The sequence below is a fragment of the Granulicatella sp. zg-84 genome, from assembly GCF_010892375.1.
Taxonomy (GTDB): Bacteria; Bacillota; Bacilli; order Lactobacillales; family Aerococcaceae; genus WM01.
The window spans coordinates 1-21,580 of the sequence record NZ_WNJX01000020.1 but is presented as its reverse complement, the minus strand read 5'-3'; the positions used below and the strand labels follow the sequence as shown (position 1 = coordinate 21,580).

Sequence of the window (21,580 nt, the reverse complement as noted above, 5' to 3'; positions counted from 1 at the left end):
TTATTCGCTTTTTCTTTTATTATATGCGAATATTGCCATTCCTCCAAATAAAACACCTACATATGTAAAGATATGCGTTTCTTGTGTACCTGTATATGGCAATGATTTTGATACGCCTGCATCTACAGCTAAAACAAAATGACTAAAATGATTTGTTTCAAAAACAAGTTTACCATTCTCAACTTTTGCTTCTATTTTTTCTAATTGACCATTAGATAATACATGATATAACACAGGATTTTTTTCGTTTTTGTATAATTCAATAGCCACAATACGATTATCTTTAATCTCTACTTTTTGTCCATTTTTTGTTAAGTAAATATCATAAACCATTGCATGTTTTGGTTTTAATTTTTCTGCAATAACAGGATTCTCTACTTTTTCGACATGAAGCATATCAGCATCTACGCGTTCTTTAAACACAACGCTAAATAAACGATTATCTGCATGTTTTTCTAAAACGTATGGTACACCTAGTGATACATGTTTTCTAGTTTGTGTCGTTATTGGTAAAGTCATAGATGTCGTTGTCGTCATATCAGGTGTTGGTTTTGACTCTTCTGGTTTTTCCGTATCTGTTTCTAATACTTTAAACACATTTTCTTTTTTATCTGTTTCTTGTTTTTCTGGATTTAAATAAGAAACAGCATAATCTGAATCTTCTTTTTTAATGGTATAAATACCACGTTTTAATACTTGGAATTTTCCATCAATCGTAGATGGTTCATCATCGTACTTAATAATTCCCCATACATTTTGTGTTGGATCATACACAACTTGTAAAGTGTCATCATTTTGTAAAACACTATTTTTCATTGCATCTACAAGTTTTTTAAATGTGTCACGATCTACATTTGGAACAATCATGTACGCATATTCATCATTATCTTTGACATGTTTTTGATACATTGTGATAAATGTATTTTCTTTTTCTTCATCTGATTGCGCATCATTGATATCTTTCCATTTTCCTTTACGTAACGCTTGAGACATTATCAAGTCTGCTTTTTTGAAGAAGACATAGCCAATATTACGATTTGTATCACTTGATTCTAAAAAGACGGTTTCTGTTTCTTTATATTCTTTTTCATCATCAGTCAAAGCTTCTTCTTTATCGTTCACATACACTTTGTATGGTACTTTAGCATCTACTTTTCTTTGTTCGATAGTCGTAATAACTTCATCAGTTGATTGATTTTTAATTTGGCTACCCAAAGCAACTATCTTATCTTTTAACATGAACCATCCTTTATGAACTTGTAGTACATTGTTCCAATTTGTAAAGTCCATAGCAGACGTACCATTTTGTTCGTCTAATTTACTTGTACCAACAAAAGCCGATGGCAATACTACTTGACCTGAATCATTGTCACGAGCTGTTGTTAACTCTGTTGTTCCCGGTAATCTATACGGATTGACTGTTGCCCAATAGTCATTACTATAATGGCTTAAATCATTGTTATATAAATACAACATTCCATCTCCTGAATACCACCCTTTACGATTCTCTTTGTTCATACCCTCATAATTTTTCGTACGACTTGAGAACATAGACAAACCTAAACCAAAATCTTTATCCGCATTATACATCGCTACTTTGTCCATTGCGTTAAAAGCATGTAGAGCATTATCTGGTTTAACAGTTGGAACATCTGCACGATTTAATAAAGTATTCATCAAAGAGATATCACGATATGTTTTCAAATTCTGGAATACATCATAAAACGTATCTGATACAACAAATGATTTAATCGTTGTTTCTAAACGTTTACGTGTCGGTTCATCAGACATATTCGCAATACGTTGAATACCTCTTAATACTTCTACTGCAGCAGCATGATCGTTGCTTTTCTCACGACTAATAGAGCGTCCTCTACTCAAATCCATTAACTCGCCATGCACAATAAGTGGCACAAATGAACGATCAATCCATTGATACATCGTTGTCATTTTATCTGTTGGTAATGGTGACTTCGTTTTTTGAATAATTGGCAATAATTGTGATAATCCATCAATCAACACACTTCCATATGCTCCTGTATAAGCAACATTGGTATGATCAATGTAAGAACCATCTGGATAAAAGCCTTCGCCACTTGTTACAATTCTGAATACTTTTTCTATTGATTTACTCGTACTGCTAATTTCAGCATCATCTTTTCTTAACAGACCTGCAATAATTTTTACACGACCCATATCAACAAGATTTCCACCCAAAGCTTCAAACGGATTATTTGTTGTTTTTCTAAAATAATTAGAATCTGGAACAAATTTTTCAATCACATCTGTATAATGTCTTATTTCCTCATCACTAAAATAGTCATTCATCAATGAAAGAGTATTATTGATAGCTCTTGGTGTCCCAATTTCATAGTCCCACCAGTTGCCGACAATACTTTTTGACTCATTATAAACATGTTTATCTAGCCAATCTAAAGATTCTTTGACAATACGAACTAGATGCCCATCTTGATAATATTTAGAATGTGGATTCGTAATTTGTTTTGCCATTTCTTCAAGTTTACGATAAGTCGCCGTTAAATTAGCTGATTTTGTATAATCACCATGTTTTGCCCATAAAAACGTACGATTCGGTTCTGTCGACAAATCAGCAATGCTTTTTTCAACGTTTTTTTCCAACTCATCATTTAGCGCTTTCATTTGTTCGTTACTTGGATCATAAAATTGATTTCCTGCAATAATATCATTCCATTCTTGTAATCGTTTCGTATAATCATCTTCTACACTAGGTGAAACGGTTGCAGGAATTGTTTTTAAAAGAGTATTGTCTTGATACACTTTAATATTTGCAGTTCCTTCTTGTTTTGGTATCAATAATCCATTTATAACATCTACAACTGACGCATTATCTGTTACATAACGATAATCTTTTACATTAAATAAATATTTTTTATTTAATGGTACTGATACTTTTTCTTCTAATGTTGCTGGTGTGTCTACTACTTTTTCTGGTACAACTTCTTTAAACGCAAGATTTGAGAATAAAACTTCTCCGGTACCTGGTTCATAAAATAATTCTACTTTAGCTTTATCAACATTTGCCGGTGGCATAAAATCAACTGTCACATCTTTCCAATCTGTTGTACCTGATGTGTTTTCAGAAACAGTAAGTACCTTGCTATCACCTGTGCCTGCTTGAATACGCGCTCTAGCAACACCTGTTTTATTTGTCGTTTTCACTTTAAAACTTAATTGATATTTTTTAGTTGGATCAATAGATACTTCTTGATAAACAGCAACACGAAACTCATCTGTACTTGAAATTTTTAAATGATTATTTTCAACCCCGATTGTATACGTTACATTTTTATATTTACTATCTACCCAAACATTCCAATCTTTTGCACCTGTTCCTCCTGTCCACATATTATTTGAGATAGTTTCTGAAAAATCACCATTTTTCAATAAATTATCTTGTGTTACTGGTGCCGCTTGCAATGTTTCTACACCCTCTACTTGTGTTGTGTGATAAGCTAACACAGCACAAAGAGTCATAGACGCTGAAAAAACATATATTGCTTTTTTTAACGTTTGACGTGTTATCATATAAAGACTCCTTTTTGTTGTTTTAATCAAAAGTAAACCGGTTTATATAAATATATCACGTTTTCATTTTATTGTAAAATAGTTTTAAATAAAAAACGAATCTATTCCGATTCGTTCTTTATTTAAAGTTATTTATTTGTTCATTTGTATCGTCGCCACTTCCATTTAAATCAACGACAGGTGTTATAAATTCTGATTTTTCTTGCATCATTAAACTATACATAGATTTTACGCGAGCAAAATACTCTCGTACTTCTTGTTCAAGTTTACTATTAAACCATTCTAAAGATGATGCAACACCTTTTACATCAAGATTTAAATTTTCTGCAATGTGTAAAGCACGATATAAATGATATTTTTGTGTGACAACAATCAGACTTTTGACTCCAAATATGTATTTAGCACGGTACATACTATCATACGTATTTAATCCATAATGATCTAAATAAATGTCTTGTGATGGCACACCTTTTTGCATCGCATATAATTTCATTGCAGATACTTCATTATAGAAGTCACTACTATGGTCACCACTCATAATGATTTTTTTTGTTTTACCTTTTTTATATAGCTCAATAGCTGTATTTAATCTGTCTTGCAAAATAGAACCGGGTTCTCCGTCTTGCAACCCTGCACCTAATACAACAATAGCATCCGCTTTAAATTCTTGTGCTGTTTGATTATCAACAATTTTTGTATTGCCTTTGTATATCACATAAATATTCATAATAACTGTTAATAAAAAAACAACCAAGATAAATCTCATTACATATTTTCTTAGTTTTTTCATCTCATGCCTACTTTTTTTCACAACAGAAAAACCATCTTGGTGTTGTTTCTGTTATATTTGATTGCCCAAAGTTTGCTGTTACGTGTATCGTATGAAATCCTGCCTCTTTTAGCCATGCTATATAACTATCTAATGGGTATGTTCTTTCTTTATGGAACTCATCAAAACGTTCATACCATTCATTATCATATATTTTTTGACAACACGTTATATCATGCTCTACACTATATGGAAACTCTCCTGGAAAGGATTGCCACAAAAAGACCGTATCTTCATCACAATATTGGTACACATAATCACGATACCCTTCTTCCATTTGCCAAGTTGAATGTACATCAAACAAATAGTATCCACCTACTTCTAATACACGATATGCTTCTTGAAAAGCTCTTTTAACAGATTTTTCATCTTTTAAATAGCAAAGCGAATCTGCAAAACAAGTAATGATACGAAATGTTCTATTCACATCAATCTGGCACATATCCATTTGAAACAAAGGAATACTCGCTACTTTTTGACTAGCTAAGGCAAGCATATCTTCTGAAAGGTCACTTGCATACACATTGTACGTTTTACAAAGCAATACAGCTAAATCTCCTGTTCCACAAGCTAATTCCAATATGGTATCAGTGGGTTTCCCAATAAGGTTGACATAATCAAACCATTGTTGGTACATACTTTTATCCATTAGTTTATCATAGACAGCAGCAAATTTATTATATGCCATACTTAGTTTACCCATTTAGCAATATCATATAAAGGAGCATCATGCCATAATTTTTCTAATTGATAATGCTCACGCTCACTTGGATAAAAGACATGTACAATCACATCATTTAAATCAATTAATGTCCACTTCCCTGTATCTCGTCCTTCAATATTTTTCACATCCATACCTTGTTTATGCGCTTCTTCTAAAACAGCTTGGACAATGGCGTCAACATGTTTTTCATTTTTACCTTGTGTAATTACAAAAAAATCAGCAATAGGTGTCAGTCCTCTTACGTCTAATGCTACAGTATCCTGTGCTAATTTATCATCAGTTATTAAAATTACTTTTTCTAATATTTGTTCACTTGTATATTTCAATCTTTTTTCTCCTTAAAATTTACTTATCCATGTATTATACGCTTTTATCGTATCTGGAAAAATAGGTACTTTCTTTTGTGCCAAAAACATAATAGTTTGTTGTAGCTTATACACAATGGCACTGTCTAAACTTTGTCTTGCTAACACACGTGCTTCTACAACACCATGAAATGTTCGTCCATCCTCAATATAATCTGCAACAAACAAAACTTTAGCAACATCACTCATGACATCATGCCCAATCGTATGGTAAAAAATAGCATCTAAAATATCTTTATCTTTTATGTGAAACTGTTCGTTAGCAATCATCGCAGCCACAGGTCCATGTAAAATTTCACTTCCGTAATCTAACATGGTCATATCTAATGCATATTTATTTAATATCACTTGATATTGTTCCATACTCCATTCTTTAGCGTAATCATGTAGTAATGCTGCATACTGACATTTCTCAACATCAACATTGTATGCGGTAGCCAATTCAATCGCTTTTTTCTCTACTCTTAAAACATGTTCGTATCGTTTTTTTGATATTTGTGTTTCTAATACCTCTAAAATGCTTTGTCTTTTTTGTTCATTCAACATGCATAAATCCCTCGTTTTCTACATATAATTTATGTTTCATAATATAGTTTTCAACAGATTCAGGCACATAGTATGTAATAGACTTTTTCATGTTCACATGTTTTCGAATCATTGTTGAGCTAATCTCAATAAGAGGTAATTTCAAAATAGAAATTGGATACGGTGTTTCTAAAGACGCACTTACTCTATTGATACCTATAAAGTGAACCTCTTGTACCAAATCGTCAATACGATACCAATTTGGTAAATCTTCAACCATATCAGCACCTATCACAAAATAAAATATAGCATTTGGATATTTTTCTTTTAATGCTTGTATTGTATTATATGTATAATTTACACCACCATTTTCAATTTCATAAGTTTCTAAATCAAAACAAGGATGATTTTGTATCGCTAAACGTACCATTTCTTGACGATGAACGCTATCAATTGTTTTTTTCTCTTTTTTATGTGGAGGTGTTGCACTTGGCATAAATAGAAATCTATCCAACGAAAAAAAATCTCTTACTTGCTCTGCCATCATCAAATGCCCCACATGAATAGGATTAAATGTTCCACCTAATATGCCTATTTTCAGTGGCTCTACTTGATTTGCCATAGTTATCCTCACTTACTTGTTATCACTTTGTAAATTAACGGTTGATATATTTTTTCATCACCGATTGTATAGGCTTCTTTTACTTTTGACATAACATCTTCTACATGTTCTTGATTAGAGTGTATTCGAACGAACGGTTCACCAGTCACAACTTTATCGCCTACTTTTTTCAAAACTGAAATACCTACCGCTAAATCAATTTGACTTTCTTTTGTGGCACGTCCGGCACCCAACATCATAGCTGCAACACCTAAATCATCTGCCACAATAGAGGTCACATAACCATTCTTATCTGCTACTACATCAATGTCATATAAAGCATGCGGTAATTTACTTGTATCATCAACCACGCTGGCATCTCCACCTTGAGAAGCAATAAATGTTTTGAATACTTCCAATGCTTTGCCGTTTTGTAAATTTTCTTCTAATTTTTGTCTTGCTTCTTCTAAACTAGAAGCACCATTTGCTAAATAAACCATTTGGGAGCCTAACACTAAACACAATTCGACTAAATCTTTAGGCCCGTTCCCTTTTAGCGTATTGATTGCCTCAATCACTTCATTGGCATTCCCAATCGCAACTCCTAATGGTTGACTCATATCTGAAATAACAGCCATTGTACGACGTCCAACTTGATTCCCAATGGCCACCATCTCAGTTGCAAGAGCTTGAGCATCTTCAACAGTTTTCATAAATGCTCCTGCACCAGTTTTCACATCAAGAACAATCGCATCTGCTCCAGATGCAATTTTTTTACTCATAATCGAACTTGCAATTAACGGAATAGATTGTACTGTACCTGTCACATCACGTAGAGCATACAACTTTTTATCTGCTGGTGTCAAATTACCACTTTGTCCAGCAATCGCTACTTTATTTTTATTCACTAAATCTATAAAATCTTGTTCAGACACCTCTACTTTAAAACCGGGTATCGCCTCTAATTTATCAATCGTACCACCAGTATGCCCTAACCCACGACCACTCATTTTTGCCACAGGAATACCTAAACTAGCTACTAATGGTGCTAAAACCAATGTTGTTGTATCTCCAACGCCACCTGTTGAATGCTTATCAACTTTTATTCCATGGATAGCACTTAAATCAAATTGATCTCCCGATTTTGCCATTGATAGCGTCAAAACACCTAATTCTTCGTGAGTCATCCCTTGAAACAAAATCGCCATAGCCATTGCACTCATTTGATAATCCGGAATCTCCCCTTTTGTAAAACCATCAATCATCCATTCAATTTCTTGATTAGTCAAGGTAAAACCATCTCTTTTTTTCTCGATTAAATCAACCATTCTAAACATGATATTTTTCCTCCACACCATTTTCCGTCCCAACCAATGCGACCGATGTCATATCTAAAAATAATCCATGTTCAACAACACCTGTTAAACTATCTAACTCTTTCGCAAGTGCATATTCATCTTCAATTTTGTCTAAATGCAAGTCGATAATATAATTGCCATCGTCTGTTACAAAGACAGCATTATCTTTTTGGCGTAAAACAGGAGAGTAGCCTTTTTCTGTAAAATAGTTTAAAAGACAAGTAGAACCATATTTGACAACCTCAACGGGAAGCGGGAATTTCCCAAGTGTATCTACCACTTTAGACTTATCTACTACCCACACAATTTTTTTGGAGTGACGTGCTACTATTTTCTCAAATAATAATGCTCCACCGCCACCTTTAATACCATTCAACTGATGATTTACTTCATCAGCTCCATCAACCGTCACATCAATATATGGTACTTCATCGACACTTTTTAAAGGAATACCTAACTCTTCTGCTTGTTTTTTTGTTGCCATAGATGTCGTAACACCAATAATATTTAAACCTTTTTGAACACGCTGTCCTATTTCATCTACAAAATAATATGCTGTGGAACCTGTTCCTAACCCAACAATCATACCATCTTTTACATAATTTGCTGCTTGTCTACCTACTAATTCTTTTAAGTTCATACTAATACTCTCCCTTTTCATCATCAATACAATACTTTTCTCTTTGTTCTCTTGCCCAATTCGCATTTGTCAAATCATCTAAGCCTTCTAAAAAGACATGTTCAAGTAATCGCCATGCTTGTTCATTTGTATAATCATACTCAACAGCTAAAAGTAAATATTCTTTAGCTTTTTCATATTCTGAAAAATGCATTAAACAAAAGCCATAGGTATAATGCCACTGACTATTTCTCTTATTATCCTCACGATACTGTTCTAAAACATTTATCGCTTGTCCATACTCACCTAAATGTATGTATGCACCTACTTTCCATTCTGCATGAACCTCTTGTTCTTCAGCTGGTAATAAATCAATGAAATCAATAATAAATTGATAGTTTTCTTCATCACTTGCCGTCAAAATCGTTAACAAATTCTCTGGAGATGCGTGTTCTTCTTTTCCAAAAAACAGAGTATATGTAAAAATATATAAACTCCGCTCATATATCATCTCATCTACACCAAACCAAGATAAAATATATGATAATTCACTTTCTAAACTATTTTCTAAATCTAATTCAATCTGTTCATCAATCTTCTGTAAAATGGATTTTGCTAAACTAATCACTAATTTTGGGATTTGATGATGATATTTGACAACTTTTTCTAAAGCTTGAATAAACTTTTGATAGTCGTTTATAATATGGTCTTTATTTGGTACATCTGTTTTGGCAAATAATACATATTCTCGATTAAATTGTTGATTTTGTAAAAATTCTCGGGGCAATAAATCTTCGGATAAATACGACACCGTTTGTAATGTTTCAACCACTTCACTTAATTTTTCTTCATTGGGTAAATAATATTCATAAAGGACACTTAACAAGTACCATGCGTCCCCGTCTTTATCATTCAAGGCAACAGCTTGTCGTAAATATTCTTCTGCCTTTTGATATTGTTCTAAACAAATTAACGCATATCCATAACGATAATACCATGTGCCATCATTTTTCCCATCTTCTTTTATCGTTTCCAGTAAATCAATGGCTTCATAGTATCGTCTAACATTATTCAAAGCGGATACTTTCTTTCCTAAATGTTCATAAGTTGGCTCTTTTAACAAATCAATATAATGGATGATTTTATCAAACTCTTGTGCTTTATCCCACAAGGTTAACTGTTTTTTTTCAAATTCTTGCATAACTCGCCTCCTTATCTCCCTCTATTATATAGGAAATAGACTGTTTTTGAAATGATAAAATCCACTAAAAAACTATACCCACTGTTCAACTAATAAAAAAGGTTTAAAATCCCTCTCGATTTTAAACCTTTTTCATTATAAGCTAGACATACTTAATAATCGTTGTACGATTTTTTTGGCAATCTCAATTTTACTTACCTTTTCTATTTTTTCGACATGTTTATCCGCATCAATCAAATACACTTCATTATCATCAGAACCAAAACCAATTCCGGCTTTAGAAATATCATTGGCAACAATCATATCTAAATGTTTTTTGTCGATTTTTTCTGACGCATATTGTATTAAATCATGTGTTTCAGCGGCAAATCCAACAACTATTTGATGTGATTTTTTATGTGTGCCTATATATTTTAAAATATCAGGTGTACGTTTGAAGGTTATTGTTATGTTTCCGTCTTGTTTTTTCACTTTTTTATCAAATACTTCTATTGGCGTATAGTCTGACACTGCCGCCGCTTTTATAATAATATCTTGTTGCTCAAAACGTGACACAACTGCTTCATACATATCTTGTGTACTCACAATCGGTACAACTGTTATATTGGGGATATGTTCTAAAATAGGAACACTCGTTACTAATGTAACATTCGCACCTACTTTAGCAAACTCTCTTGCCAAAGCAACGCCCATTTTACCACTAGACGGATTGGTAATACATCTAAAAGGATCAATAAATTCTTTTGTCGGCCCCGCTGTTATTAACACATTTTTGTCAATAGACGTGAATATCTCTTCGATAATACGTTCTACTTTTGGAAATTTCCCTTTCCCAACATCTCCACAAGCTAATACTCCCGTGTCTGCTTCTAACACTGACATCCCTAATTCAGATAGTTTTTGTCGATTTTTTTGTGTGATTGGATGCTCGTACATATTTGTATTCATCGCAGGAACCACATACACTTTCGACAAAGGTGTTACAGCCAACAATAAAGAAGATGCTAAATCATCTGCGATACCATTAGCCAATTTTGCGATTATATTTGCTGTTGCTGGTGCAACAATGACTTTATCTGCCCATTTTCCTAAATCAATATGTTGAATACTACTTGCATCAACCTCATCAAATGTATCTATATATACTTCATGTTTTGTTAACACCTGAAACGATAATGGTGTCACAAACTTTTGAGCATTTTTCGTCATCACAACTCTTACACGATAACCTTTTTTCATCAACTGACTAACTAAATCAAGAGATTTATACGCTGCGATGCCACCTGTAACAATGATTAGAATATTCATGATAATCTCCTTTTTCACCAAAAGTCGTGTTGGTTAAAAACCAACACGACTAACACTATTAAATTGTACAACTTTCACATGCATTACTTCCGATTTCTTCACTATTCTCTGTAAATGTACGGACATAATAAATGGATTTAATCCCTTTTTTCCATGCATAATTACGTAAAATATTTAAATCTCTTGTTGTCATTTTACTTGTACGACCTTTTTTCCATTCATACATTCCTTCTGGAATATCTGAACGCATAAATAAGGTTAAGCTCATACCTTGATCAATATGTTTTTGTGCCGCAGCATACACATCAATGACTTTTCTCATATCAATATCATACGCCGATTTATAAAATGGTAATGTATCATTTGATAAATAAGGTGCTGGATAATATGTTTTACCTGTTTTTTTCTCTTGACGTTCTTCAATTAAACGTGTAATTGGATGTAAACTTGCAGATGTTTCATTTACATAACTAATAGAACCAGTTGGAGCAATCGCTAAACGATTTTGATGATACAATCCACCTTCATGGATATCTGCTTTTAATTGTTCCCAATCCTGTGCAGTTGGCACGTGAATATTTTCAAATAAAGCAGCTACTTTATCAAATTGGAATGTGTAATCTTCTTTTGTATACACATCAAAATACTCACCAGTGTAATATTTTGACTTTTCAAATCCATCAAAACTGATGCCACGTTCTTTTGCAATTTTATGACTGGCTAACAATGTATAGTAATTCAATAACATGAAATAAACATCTGTAAATTCAACTGACTCTGGGCTACCATATTCCATTTTATTTAATGCAAATAAAGTGTGTAATCCCATACCACCTAAACCAATCGTATGTGCTTTGGCATTTCCATTTTGTACTGTTGGAACGGCAACAATATTTGATGCATCTGTAACAAATGTTAATGCACGTACCATAGCTTCCACTGATTTACCAAAATCTGGTGATTGCATCAAGTTCGGAATATTTGTTGACCCTAAATTACAACTAATATCTGTTCCTAAAACTTCAAACTCTTGAGCATCATTGATAACAGAGTGACGTTGAACTTGTAAAATCTCTGAACATAGATTACTCATAATAATTTTACCATCAATTGGATTAGAACGATTAGCTGTGTCAATATTAACAATATATGGATAACCTGATTCTTGTTGAAGTTTACTAATCTCATTTTCTAATTCACGTGCTTGAATTTTTGATTTTTTAATATTTGGATTATTGACTAAATTATCATATTCTTTTGTAATATCCACATAAGAGAATGGAACACCATACTCACGTTCAACATCATAAGGACTAAATAAATACATTGTACTATCTTTAGCTGCTAATTCATAAAACTTATCAGGAACAACAAGACCTAAAGACAATGTTTTCACACGAATTTTTTCATCTGCATTCTCTTTTTTTGTAGATAAGAAAGATACAATATCTGGATGGAAAACATTTAAATAAACAGCTCCCGCACCATTTCTTTGTCCTAATTGATTAGAATAGCTAAAACTATCTTCTAATAGTTTCATAACAGGAACAATACCACTTGATGCATTCTCAATTTTTTTAATTGGATCTCCTGCCGCACGTATATTACTTAAAGAAACTCCAACACCACCACCAATACGTGATAACTGTAAAGCACTATTGATAGCACGTCCAATACTATTCATATCATCTGTCACTTGAATTAAAAAGCATGATACTAACTCTCCACGTCTTTTACGTCCTGCATTTAAAAATGTTGGTGTTGCTGGTTGATAACGTTGATGAATCATTTCTGAAGCTAATTGTGTCGCCAAAGCTTCATCTCCATTTGCTAAATACAACGCACAAAAAACAATACGATCTTCATAACGTTCTAAGTAACGTTTTCCATCATTCGTCTTTAATGCATATTGTGTATAAAACTTAAAGGCAGACATAAATGATTTAAAACGGAATTTTTTAGCGTATGTAATAGACATCAATTCTTTCACAAATTGACGGTCATATTTTTCCAAAAATTCACGTTCTAAATAATCATTATCCATTAAATAATCTAATTTTTCGTCCAATGTATAAAAGAATACTGTATTTGGATTAACATGCTCTAGGAAATAAGCTCTTGCTGCTTCTTTATCTTTGTGCATTGGAATTTTACCGTCTACTGGACGATTTAATTCATTATTCAGTTTGAAGTACGTTACTTCTTGCATTTTTGATACAACTTTAGGATTCTCCAAGTTCTCTCACCTTTTCCTTAAAATATTCCACATCATAATTTGATCCTTGAAACTCAAACATATGTAATATCGGCACTTGATATTGTTCTGCCAAATCTTTTGCTGTAAAACAAAATAGTGTATTGAAGTTACGGTTTCCACCACCTGCAATACCTTTCAAATACGCTTGATTATTTCCTGTTTCAATAAAATCATTTAAAATACTCGTTGCTTCAATTTCATACGTTGGTGCAACGACAACATAAGGTTCATAAATTTCTTGAAAAGCATTACTCATTGTAATTTCTAAACTATCCATTTCAAGCTTTTTTACAAATTTTTTTGTTTGTCCTGTCATAGACATATATACAACTTTCATATCCTCACCACCTTAGTTGTTCACTTTGAACATTATAGCAATACCAACCCACCTTTGCAAGACAAAAACACTATATATTGTGCCAGAACCCCCTTAACACTCAATATAGTGTATTGTTTTTTCATAAAAACATTGATACAACAAGTTTTCAAACCGTTTTATTTTCAAAATTTCCAGAACAAACAACCTAAGAAAAGAATTATCAAAACAATACCTATAACAAAACAAATATAACGTTTTTTATAAAAATATTTTTGTGAAACCTCTTTAACATTCACACCTGTTACTTTGTGTAAAGAATCATTGTATACTAACTCCGACACATCTGTCTGATGTGGAAGAAAGGTAAACTGTACGGTTTTAACAGGGAGAATAACTATATCCTGAAACAAAATACTCAAGACAATACAAAATAACCATATCACTAAAAATATCAATGGATGTTGATAAAAATAGTCTATTTCTAATCTTACTTCTTTTTTTGTATCAATCTTCTCAACAGTAAGATAATCTCCATTTTTTTGTTGAAAGGTACCACAACGATACCCATTTTGGTAAACTCTTGCTCTAGCTCCTTTGCAAGTAGAAAAAGATTGTAAATGAATAATCATTTTTACCCTCCCATATTCATAAAAACGAGGAGGCTAACCCCCTCGTTTAATCATCTAATCCTTTAGGCTTCCCTAAAATTTCTGTGTAAATCAACGCTTTTTGTAAGGGTGTTAAAGCTTTCTTTTTCACAGGTTTTGGTGTAGACACCTCCGTATGAGAAAGAACTTCCCACTCTCTATCTGTATAAACTTCTCCATCATCAACTTCCATACTCATCGGTGTTGTCAATTCTGTTTCATAAGATTCTTCATCTTCAACATCCTCTTGTAAAATAGTTTGATTTGGTTGATGAACAACGACTTTTGTTTTTTGAAATTCTTCATTTAACTCACGATATGTTTTTTTGAGTTGATTGGTAATTTTATGTGTTACTTCCCAGTCTTGACGTTTTACATGTCTACCTCTTTTTTTCTTATCTGGGGAAGTAAGAGAACCTAAAATCATAGCACCTACTAGGAGCAAGAAAAAATTAAGCATATTCATCACTCCTATTCATGAATAATATCGGCTGTTTTATCTCCTTTGTCGCCTGCAATAGTTTGACGCATCTGTGTATCAGCAATGACATTATTCATTTTATAGTAATCCATGACACCTAATTTACCTGTTCTGAGTGCTTCAGCAAGTGCCTGCGGTACAAGAGATTCTGCTTCGACTACTTTCGCTTTCATACGTTGCACTTCTGCTAACATTTCTTGTTCTTGTGCAATCGCTAAAGAACGACGCTCCTCTGCTTTTGCTTGAGCAATTTTTTTATCGGCTTCAGCTTGTTCTGCTTGTAATTTCGCTCCTATATTTCTACCCACATCAACATCGGCTATATCAATGGATAAGATTTCAAAAGCTGTTCCTGAATCAAGCCCTTTTCTTAAAATCGTTTGTGAAATAGAATCTGGATTTTCCAAAACAATAGAATGATGTGCCGCACTACCAACAGTCGTGACAATACCTTCTCCAACACGTGCGATAATGGTTTCTTCTCCCGCACCTCCGACTAAACGCTCAATATTTGCACGAACAGTCACTTTTGCTTTTGCTCTAACTTCAATCCCATTCATTGCAACCCCTGCAATAACAGGTGTTTCAATGACTTTCGGATTTACACTTACTTGAACAGCTTCAAACACATTACGACCTGCTAAATCAATCGCTGCTGCTTGTTCAAATTCTAAATCAATATTCGCACGTTGTGCTGCAATCAATGCGTCAATAACCATATTGACATCCCCACCTGCTAAATAGTGAGCCTCTAATTTATCAATACTAATATTTAAACCTGCTTTTGTTGCTTTAATCATCGGTTGAATAATACGATGTGGTGCTACTCGTCTTAAACGCATTCCTACAAGTGTCATCACGCTCACTTTAACACCTGAAAAATGTGCTGTTACCCATAACCCTAATGGCACAAATGTTAAGAAAATAGATAGTGCCACAACAAATACAGCAACAATAATAATCAATGGTAAAAATTGTTCAATTTCCATATATATACCTCCTTATTTTAATCTTACAAATACTTTATTACCTTCTACTTTGTATACTACAACTGTTTTCGATGCATCAATCATCTCTCCAGTTGATAACACCTCCACTTCTTCTCCATCAAACATTGCTCTACCAACTGGTCTTAAACTTGTTGTTGTCTTTCCAATTTGGTGCAAATAGCGTTGATAATCATCTTGATACGATTTAAATCCACCTGAATCAGATAGTCGATCAACTAAAACAAGTCCTCTACCCAATCTTGTTTTATAACCTATTTTAATCAGTAACATTGCCAATACAACGGTTATCAATAAAGCAATAGAAAAATTAAGCAGCGTTCGCATTGGAGAGGCACTAGACATAAACAATCCCATTCCTGTCATAATTGTTCCTGTAACACCAATGATACCAAAACTCGGCACAATAAATTCTAATGCAATTAAAGATAATCCAAATAATAACAAAATGAGATATACCCACTGACCTGTACCTAAAAGTGTAAAATAGGTCAAAAAAGATACAATCGTCATCAATCCACCAAAGAGAGCATATCTACTAAAAATAATGATTAAAATTCCTATAAATCCACTCGTTAAAAGCAAAATATCCATTATCTTCCCTCCTCTTCTTATTTATGTTATCATTATAGTTAATGTAGAGAACTAAAAACACAGTCTTTAGTCCTATATTATGTTATACTAAAGAAAATTATTACATTTATTGGAGGAAAACGAATGGTTTCAGCTTTAGTTGTTTTTGCAAGTTTAACAGGGAGTACAGAAGAGTGTGCAGATATTGTAGCAGAATCTCTTGAAGCATTAGGTGCTCAAGTAGATGTTGTAGAGTGTTCTCAAGCAAGCGCAAGCGACTTCCAAAAATATGATTTATGTCTTGTTGGTTCTTACACTTATGGTGACGGTGAATTACCAGATGAAATCGTTGATTTGTATGAAGAATTAGCCGAAGAAGATTTATCCGGAAAAGTCTTTGGTGTCTTTGGTTCTGGGGATACTTATTATGATCATTATTGCCAAGCTGTTATCTTATTTGAAGAACAATTCGGTAAAACAGGTGCTTTAAAAGGTGCTGAAAGTGTAAAAATAGAGTTAAATGCCGAAGAAGATGATATTGAAAACTTAAAAAACTTCTCAAAACAACTTATCACTTCTTTTGAAAACAAATAGTTAGGAGTAAAATATGGCATTAGAAAATTTTGATATATTGTTAGAAAAATATGCACATTTATTGATTAAAAAAGGAATAAATGTACAAAAAGGACATACTGTTCGTTTAACAGTTGATGTAGAACAAGCACATTTTGCTCGTTTATTAGTCAAAACAGCTTATGAATATGGTGCAAGTGAAGTATCTGTTCAATGGGTTGATGATATTGTTTCTAAAGAAACACTTATTCACTTGCCTGAAAGTGATTTAACAACGATTCCGGATTATGTGAAACAAGAATCTACTCACTTTTTAAATAAAAAAGCAAGTAGATTAGTCATTCGTTCATCTGCACCTAATGCTTTTGAAGGTGTCGATACATTACGTATTGCTAAACGTCAAGAAGCATTAAATATTGCATTAAACGAACAACGTATTGCTACACAATCAAATAAAATTAGTTGGACATTAGGTGCTGCCTCTAGTCCTGCATGGGCAAAAATGATTTTCCCTCATTTAGAAACAGAAGAAGAGCAAGTAGATGCTCTATGGGATGCTATTTTTAAAATGAATCGAATTTATGACGAAGATCCAATTAGCTCTTGGACAAAACACGAAGCATTATTAAATGAAAAAGCTGCAATATTAAACAAAGAACAATTTGATGCTTTGCACTACACAGCTCCTGGAACAGATTTAACACTTGGCTTACCAAAACATCACATTTGGGAATCTGCTGGTAGTACAAATGCACAAGGTGAAGTTTTCATTGCAAATATGCCAACAGAGGAAATTTTTACAGCTCCAGACTATCGCCGTGCTGACGGTTATGTTTCTAGTACAAAACCGTTAAGCTATGCAGGTGTTGTTATTGAGGGTATGAAATTCACATTTAAAGACGGTCAAATCACAGATGTTACTGCTGAAAAAGGTGAAGATACTATCAAACAACTAATTGAACAACAAGGTGCACGTAGTTTAGGCGAAGTTGCACTTGTCGCACATAAAACACCTATCTCTATGTCTGGTTTAACATTCTTCAATACATTATTCGATGAAAATGCATCAAATCATCTTGCTATTGGCTCTGCCTATCCTTCAAGTCTAGAAGGCGGTGTTCAAATGACACAAGCTGAATTAAAAGAAGCAGGCTTAAATATTTCAACAACACACGTTGATTTCATGATTGGATCTGAATATATGGATATTGACGGTATTCGTGAAGACGGTAGCCGTGTCCCAATTTTCAGAAATGGAGAATGGGCAATCTAATCAGTCTTTTTAGAGTAGAAAAGAATGCTTTTCTACTCTTTTTTCTCATCATTTTTTAAGTAGATAAAAAAATTTTTTGTTGTAAAATAAAGCTAACATTACTTTTATTAGGAGAATACTATGACACTAGATATGATACTAGGTGCTATTGCTGGATTATGCTTATTTTTATACGGCATGAAAATGATGGCAGATGGGTTACAAAAAGTTGCAGGAAATAAATTAAAAGGTATTATTCAATCACTGACACGAAATCGTTTCATGGCTGTCTTAGTCGGAGCTTTTGTGACAATGGTCATTCAAAGCTCCTCTGCTACATCAGTCATGGTTGTAGGGTTCGTAAACGCTGGTTTAATGACTCTACAACAAGCTGTCGGTATCATCTTTGGTGCAAATATTGGAACAACTATTACAGCCCAATTAGTAACGTTAAACTTATCAAAATGGGCACCTCTTGTTATTGGTGCTGGAATGCTGTTAGGAGCTACAGCTAAAAGAAGTATTATCAAAGACTCTTCCAGTATTTTAGTTGGTTTTGGGATGTTATTTATTGGAATGACAATGCTATCATCGACATTAGAGCCATTAAAACACTCACCTGTGTTTAAAGAGTTAATTGTGAATTATGGTGATAATGCCATTTTAGGTATTGGTCTTGGTTTTTTAATGACACTAGCCTTACAAAGTTCAGCAGCAACCATTGGTATTTTAATTGCATTAGCATCTAATGGTGTTGTCCCTTTTATTACAGCATTATATATTATTTTTGGAGATAATATTGGGACTTGTACAACTGCCCTTATTAGTTCATTAAGTACATCACGAAAAGGAAAACGTGTTGCTATTATTCATTTATGTTTTAATATTATTGGAACAATTTACTTTGTGTTATTCTTAACTGGTTTATTATCGAGTATCGTAGAACCTCTCGATCCAGGCAATGTACCTAGACAAATTGCCAATGCACATTCATTATTTAATATTATTAATGTCATTGTTCTATTCCCATTTGCTAACTATCTCGTAAAATTATCTTACTGGATTCTACCAGTTACCGAAGAAGAAAAAGAACAAGAAGAAGCACATAACTACACTTATCTAGACAATTATTTATTACAAACACCTGCTATTGCATTAAATAATGTATTATACGAATTTGTTTTAATGTCATTAAAAGCGGAAAAAACAATGACACATGCTATCAAGGCAATCAAAGAAAATGACAAAAAAGCTATTCAAAATGCTTTGCGTTATGAAAAAGAAGTAAACTTGTATGAAAAAGAAATCATTTCATATCTTGTTGAATTATCCAAACAAAATAATGTATCTGATAAAGATTTATCAAAAATTGACTACTTATTTTCTGCTGTTCATGATGTTGAACGTGTATCTGACCATGCCGAGAACATTGCTGAATACGCAGATGAGTTATTAGATAAAGGCTTACATTTAGGAGAAGATGTTTCAAGAGAACTTGATTATGTCTATACTATTGTTTTAGAAGGTTTCAGATGCTCCATAGATGCTGTCTCAACTGCAAGCACAAAAAGTATTGAACGCATCATTGCCATTGAACGTGAAGTCGATCAATTAAAAGTCGATATTCGTGACAAACATATTCGCCGTATGAACAAAGGGACATCAACTGCAGAATCCGGTATCTTCGTTATGGATTTATTAAGTAATCTAGAACGTATTTCTGACCATTGCCGCAATATTGCAGAAACTGTAGAAAAGGTCGGCACAAAACTCGTTAATTAAAACAAAAAAGCTGAGAAAATCAACAAGGATTTCCTCAGCTTTTTATTATATCTAGTTATAAAAATGTCAGTATTCTAGAGAAATTCTTGTTATCAGCACATCGGGTATAACTACAAAAAGACATTTATTTGTCGTCATAAACATTCTCACTCTAAGAAAATATTAAACACTTTTCACTCATCTAGGTATATACGATAGCTTGGGTTATCACGATGACATACGAACAACTGTACGTCCTGTATGTTGTCCATTTTTTATCTCTTCTATCACGGATAAACTATTTTCTAAAGACACTTCTTGAACACGAAGTGACGGAAGGACATACCATTCATTTGAAAGTTTTTCCCAAACATATTGTCTTTTTTTCATAGAACATTGAACAGAATCTATACCAACAACGGCTATACCTCTTAAAATAAACGGTAATACATTGGTCTTAATATGGACACCTCCCGCATTCCCACACAAAGCAAGGCATCCATTATAATAGACCTGTGGAAACAGCTGGCTAAGTACATCTCCCCCTACTGTATCAATTACAAAATGAAACTGTTCTCTAGCTAATTTTTTATGACCTATATCAATATTTTCCGGATACAACACATTTGCTGCACCTAATTCTTTTACAACAGATTCTTGATAAGATTTGCGTACCAATGCTGTTATGTGCTTAAATCCCATTTTAGATAAAATACTTACAGCAATGCTTCCTACCCCACCACTTGCTCCTGTGACAAGAATATTCGGTTGATTAGTTACCGATAAACCATTTCTTTCAAGTGCTGCTACACATAAAGCCGCTGTTAATCCAGCTGTTCCATATACCATGATGTCTTCCAAAGATAAATTTTGAGGAAGATGCATCAACCATTTATCCGGAACACGCACATATTCAGAAAGACCTCCTGTATGTGTCATACCTATATCAAATCCTGTTGCAAAAACCTTATCTCCAGCTGCAAATTCCTCTGATTCTGATTTTACAACAATTCCACTAAAATCAATTCCTGGAATCATTGGATAGTGCCTAATAACACCACCATTCGTTTGACATGCTAGCATATCTTTGTAATTTAGCGAACTATATGCCACTTTAATTTCTACTTCTCCATTTGATAATGCATCTTGTGTTATTTGTTTTACACTTGCTACAACCCCATTTTCTGTTTGCTCAACTTGAATTGCTTTAAAACTTGTCATCTTCTATCTCCTTTCAAGTATACCAATATATCAACATTGAGTTAAAGGCATGCTGATAAGTATACTTACCGTCTTTATATTGATAATATTGTAACAGTATATCTTTAATGTCGTCAAATATAGATGTAGTACATTCTAATAATCTCATTTTGGCTCTACAATAAAGGCTCTATAATAAATCGTGTTGATAGATTGCTTCCATCAACACGATTTTGTATATAAAAGTAGATAAAAAAAGAGGCTCTATAATAAATCGTGTTGGTGGGAATAATCCACCAACACGATTTTGTATATAAAAGTGGACAAAAAAAGAGAAATACCTGTATGATTAAATCACCACAATTAAACAAGGAGGTATTTCTCATGGATTATTATACAAAAAAATTATTGAC

The 21,580-nt window shown here is 33.2% G+C and carries 20 protein-coding genes; 3 read left to right on the top strand and 17 right to left on the bottom strand.

Features of this window, described 5'->3' with window-relative positions; translation table 11 throughout:
- The 16 genes from GMA06_RS05740 to GMA06_RS05665 form a co-directional block, all read right to left on the bottom strand.
- Nucleotides 1–3,567 (bottom strand): polysaccharide lyase family 8 super-sandwich domain-containing protein, encoded by a 3,567-nt coding sequence (locus tag GMA06_RS05740; RefSeq protein ID WP_163561992.1) that lies wholly within the window; start codon nt 3,565–3,567, stop codon nt 1–3.
- A 118-nt stretch (nt 3,568–3,685) separates the two neighbouring features.
- Nucleotides 3,686–4,357 carry a YdcF family protein gene (locus GMA06_RS05735; protein WP_163561991.1) on the bottom strand — a complete coding sequence of 224 codons (672 nt, stop codon included), beginning with the start codon at nt 4,355–4,357 and terminating at the stop codon, nt 3,686–3,688.
- 7 nt (nt 4,358–4,364) lie between these two features.
- The gene (locus GMA06_RS05730; protein WP_163561990.1) at nt 4,365–5,084 is read right to left on the bottom strand and encodes a class I SAM-dependent methyltransferase; all 720 of its coding nucleotides are present in this window, start codon (nt 5,082–5,084) and stop codon (nt 4,365–4,367) included.
- A 2-nt stretch (nt 5,085–5,086) separates the two neighbouring features.
- Nucleotides 5,087–5,446, bottom strand: coding sequence for a ribosome silencing factor (gene rsfS, locus GMA06_RS05725; RefSeq protein WP_163546501.1), 360 nt, complete (start codon nt 5,444–5,446; stop codon nt 5,087–5,089).
- A 12-nt stretch (nt 5,447–5,458) separates the two neighbouring features.
- Complete coding sequence (gene yqeK, locus GMA06_RS05720; RefSeq protein ID WP_163561989.1) at nt 5,459–6,031, bottom strand: bis(5'-nucleosyl)-tetraphosphatase (symmetrical) YqeK; 573 nt, start codon at nt 6,029–6,031, stop codon at nt 5,459–5,461.
- Nucleotides 6,021–6,632 (bottom strand): nicotinate-nucleotide adenylyltransferase, encoded by a 612-nt coding sequence (locus tag GMA06_RS05715; protein ID WP_163561988.1) that lies wholly within the window; start codon nt 6,630–6,632, stop codon nt 6,021–6,023. Before GMA06_RS05715 ends, yqeK begins: the two co-directional genes overlap by 11 nt.
- A gap of 8 nt (nt 6,633–6,640) precedes the next feature.
- Nucleotides 6,641–7,948 (bottom strand): pyrimidine-nucleoside phosphorylase, encoded by a 1,308-nt coding sequence (locus GMA06_RS05710; RefSeq protein WP_205426248.1) that lies wholly within the window; start codon nt 7,946–7,948, stop codon nt 6,641–6,643.
- Nucleotides 7,941–8,609: a ribose-5-phosphate isomerase RpiA gene (gene rpiA / locus GMA06_RS05705; RefSeq protein WP_163546498.1), complete on the bottom strand. Its 669-nt coding sequence runs from the start codon at nt 8,607–8,609 to the stop codon at nt 7,941–7,943. The genes GMA06_RS05710 and rpiA overlap by 8 nt, the downstream gene beginning before the upstream one ends.
- 1 nt (nt 8,610) lies before the next feature.
- Nucleotides 8,611–9,789, bottom strand: coding sequence for a tetratricopeptide repeat protein (locus tag GMA06_RS05700; protein WP_163561987.1), 1,179 nt, complete (start codon nt 9,787–9,789; stop codon nt 8,611–8,613).
- 135 nt (nt 9,790–9,924) lie between these two features.
- Nucleotides 9,925–11,097, bottom strand: coding sequence for a bifunctional phosphopantothenoylcysteine decarboxylase/phosphopantothenate--cysteine ligase CoaBC (gene coaBC / locus GMA06_RS05695; RefSeq protein WP_163561986.1), 1,173 nt, complete (start codon nt 11,095–11,097; stop codon nt 9,925–9,927).
- Between the two features lie 58 nt (nt 11,098–11,155).
- Nucleotides 11,156–13,306: a class 1b ribonucleoside-diphosphate reductase subunit alpha gene (gene nrdE / locus GMA06_RS05690; RefSeq protein WP_163546518.1), complete on the bottom strand. Its 2,151-nt coding sequence runs from the start codon at nt 13,304–13,306 to the stop codon at nt 11,156–11,158.
- Nucleotides 13,307–13,319: 13 nt separating this feature from the next.
- Nucleotides 13,320–13,691 carry a class Ib ribonucleoside-diphosphate reductase assembly flavoprotein NrdI gene (gene nrdI, locus GMA06_RS05685; RefSeq protein ID WP_163561985.1) on the bottom strand — a complete coding sequence of 124 codons (372 nt, stop codon included), beginning with the start codon at nt 13,689–13,691 and terminating at the stop codon, nt 13,320–13,322.
- Nucleotides 13,692–13,855: 164 nt separating this feature from the next.
- Nucleotides 13,856–14,302: a hypothetical protein gene (locus GMA06_RS05680; RefSeq protein ID WP_163561984.1), complete on the bottom strand. Its 447-nt coding sequence runs from the start codon at nt 14,300–14,302 to the stop codon at nt 13,856–13,858.
- Nucleotides 14,303–14,348: 46 nt separating this feature from the next.
- Nucleotides 14,349–14,780: a hypothetical protein gene (locus tag GMA06_RS05675; protein WP_163561983.1), complete on the bottom strand. Its 432-nt coding sequence runs from the start codon at nt 14,778–14,780 to the stop codon at nt 14,349–14,351.
- Nucleotides 14,781–14,791: 11 nt separating this feature from the next.
- Nucleotides 14,792–15,790 carry a flotillin-like protein FloA gene (gene floA / locus GMA06_RS05670; RefSeq protein ID WP_163546492.1) on the bottom strand — a complete coding sequence of 333 codons (999 nt, stop codon included), beginning with the start codon at nt 15,788–15,790 and terminating at the stop codon, nt 14,792–14,794.
- 12 nt (nt 15,791–15,802) lie between these two features.
- A complete protein-coding gene (locus GMA06_RS05665; RefSeq protein ID WP_163546491.1) occupies nt 15,803–16,402 on the bottom strand; it encodes an NfeD family protein in 600 nt (199 codons plus the stop codon).
- 123 nt (nt 16,403–16,525) lie between these two features.
- Here GMA06_RS05665 and GMA06_RS05660 point away from each other — a divergent pair, with 123 nt between their 5' ends.
- The 3 genes from GMA06_RS05660 (at nt 16,526) to GMA06_RS05650 (ending at nt 19,988) form a co-directional block, all read left to right on the top strand.
- Complete coding sequence (locus tag GMA06_RS05660) at nt 16,526–16,975, top strand: flavodoxin (protein WP_163561982.1); 450 nt, start codon at nt 16,526–16,528, stop codon at nt 16,973–16,975.
- A 13-nt stretch (nt 16,976–16,988) separates the two neighbouring features.
- Nucleotides 16,989–18,227: an aminopeptidase gene (locus GMA06_RS05655; protein ID WP_163546489.1), complete on the top strand. Its 1,239-nt coding sequence runs from the start codon at nt 16,989–16,991 to the stop codon at nt 18,225–18,227.
- Nucleotides 18,228–18,347: 120 nt separating this feature from the next.
- Complete coding sequence (locus tag GMA06_RS05650; RefSeq protein WP_163561981.1) at nt 18,348–19,988, top strand: Na/Pi cotransporter family protein; 1,641 nt, start codon at nt 18,348–18,350, stop codon at nt 19,986–19,988.
- 207 nt (nt 19,989–20,195) lie between these two features.
- On the opposite strand, the gene GMA06_RS05645 is transcribed toward GMA06_RS05650, so the two are convergent.
- A complete protein-coding gene (locus GMA06_RS05645; RefSeq protein ID WP_163561980.1) occupies nt 20,196–21,188 on the bottom strand; it encodes a YhdH/YhfP family quinone oxidoreductase in 993 nt (330 codons plus the stop codon).
- Nucleotides 21,189–21,580 lie beyond the last annotated feature (392 nt).

Excerpts from the sequence above, each read along its gene's own strand:
- GMA06_RS05735 (WP_163561991.1), bottom strand. The coding sequence starts at position 4,357 with ATGAAAAAACTAAGAAAATATGTAATGAGATTTATCTTGGTTGTTTTT.
- GMA06_RS05665 (WP_163546491.1), bottom strand. The coding sequence starts at position 16,402 with ATGGATATTTTGCTTTTAACGAGTGGATTTATAGGAATTTTAATCATT.
- GMA06_RS05650 (WP_163561981.1), top strand. The coding sequence starts at position 18,348 with ATGACACTAGATATGATACTAGGTGCTATTGCTGGATTATGCTTATTT.
- GMA06_RS05700 (WP_163561987.1), bottom strand. The coding sequence starts at position 9,789 with ATGCAAGAATTTGAAAAAAAACAGTTAACCTTGTGGGATAAAGCACAA.
- GMA06_RS05655 (WP_163546489.1), top strand. The coding sequence starts at position 16,989 with ATGGCATTAGAAAATTTTGATATATTGTTAGAAAAATATGCACATTTA.
- rpiA (WP_163546498.1), bottom strand. The coding sequence starts at position 8,609 with ATGAACTTAAAAGAATTAGTAGGTAGACAAGCAGCAAATTATGTAAAA.
- coaBC (WP_163561986.1), bottom strand. The coding sequence starts at position 11,097 with ATGAATATTCTAATCATTGTTACAGGTGGCATCGCAGCGTATAAATCT.
- GMA06_RS05715 (WP_163561988.1), bottom strand. The coding sequence starts at position 6,632 with ATGGCAAATCAAGTAGAGCCACTGAAAATAGGCATATTAGGTGGAACA.
- GMA06_RS05660 (WP_163561982.1), top strand. The coding sequence starts at position 16,526 with ATGGTTTCAGCTTTAGTTGTTTTTGCAAGTTTAACAGGGAGTACAGAA.
- GMA06_RS05645 (WP_163561980.1), bottom strand. The coding sequence starts at position 21,188 with ATGACAAGTTTTAAAGCAATTCAAGTTGAGCAAACAGAAAATGGGGTT.
- GMA06_RS05680 (WP_163561984.1), bottom strand. The coding sequence starts at position 14,302 with ATGATTATTCATTTACAATCTTTTTCTACTTGCAAAGGAGCTAGAGCA.
- GMA06_RS05730 (WP_163561990.1), bottom strand. The coding sequence starts at position 5,084 with ATGGCATATAATAAATTTGCTGCTGTCTATGATAAACTAATGGATAAA.
- nrdI (WP_163561985.1), bottom strand. The coding sequence starts at position 13,691 with ATGAAAGTTGTATATATGTCTATGACAGGACAAACAAAAAAATTTGTA.
- GMA06_RS05675 (WP_163561983.1), bottom strand. The coding sequence starts at position 14,780 with ATGCTTAATTTTTTCTTGCTCCTAGTAGGTGCTATGATTTTAGGTTCT.
- yqeK (WP_163561989.1), bottom strand. The coding sequence starts at position 6,031 with ATGTTGAATGAACAAAAAAGACAAAGCATTTTAGAGGTATTAGAAACA.
- GMA06_RS05740 (WP_163561992.1), bottom strand. The coding sequence starts at position 3,567 with ATGATAACACGTCAAACGTTAAAAAAAGCAATATATGTTTTTTCAGCG.
- nrdE (WP_163546518.1), bottom strand. The coding sequence starts at position 13,306 with ATGCAAGAAGTAACGTACTTCAAACTGAATAATGAATTAAATCGTCCA.
- GMA06_RS05710 (WP_205426248.1), bottom strand. The coding sequence starts at position 7,948 with ATGTTTAGAATGGTTGATTTAATCGAGAAAAAAAGAGATGGTTTTACC.
- floA (WP_163546492.1), bottom strand. The coding sequence starts at position 15,790 with ATGGAAATTGAACAATTTTTACCATTGATTATTATTGTTGCTGTATTT.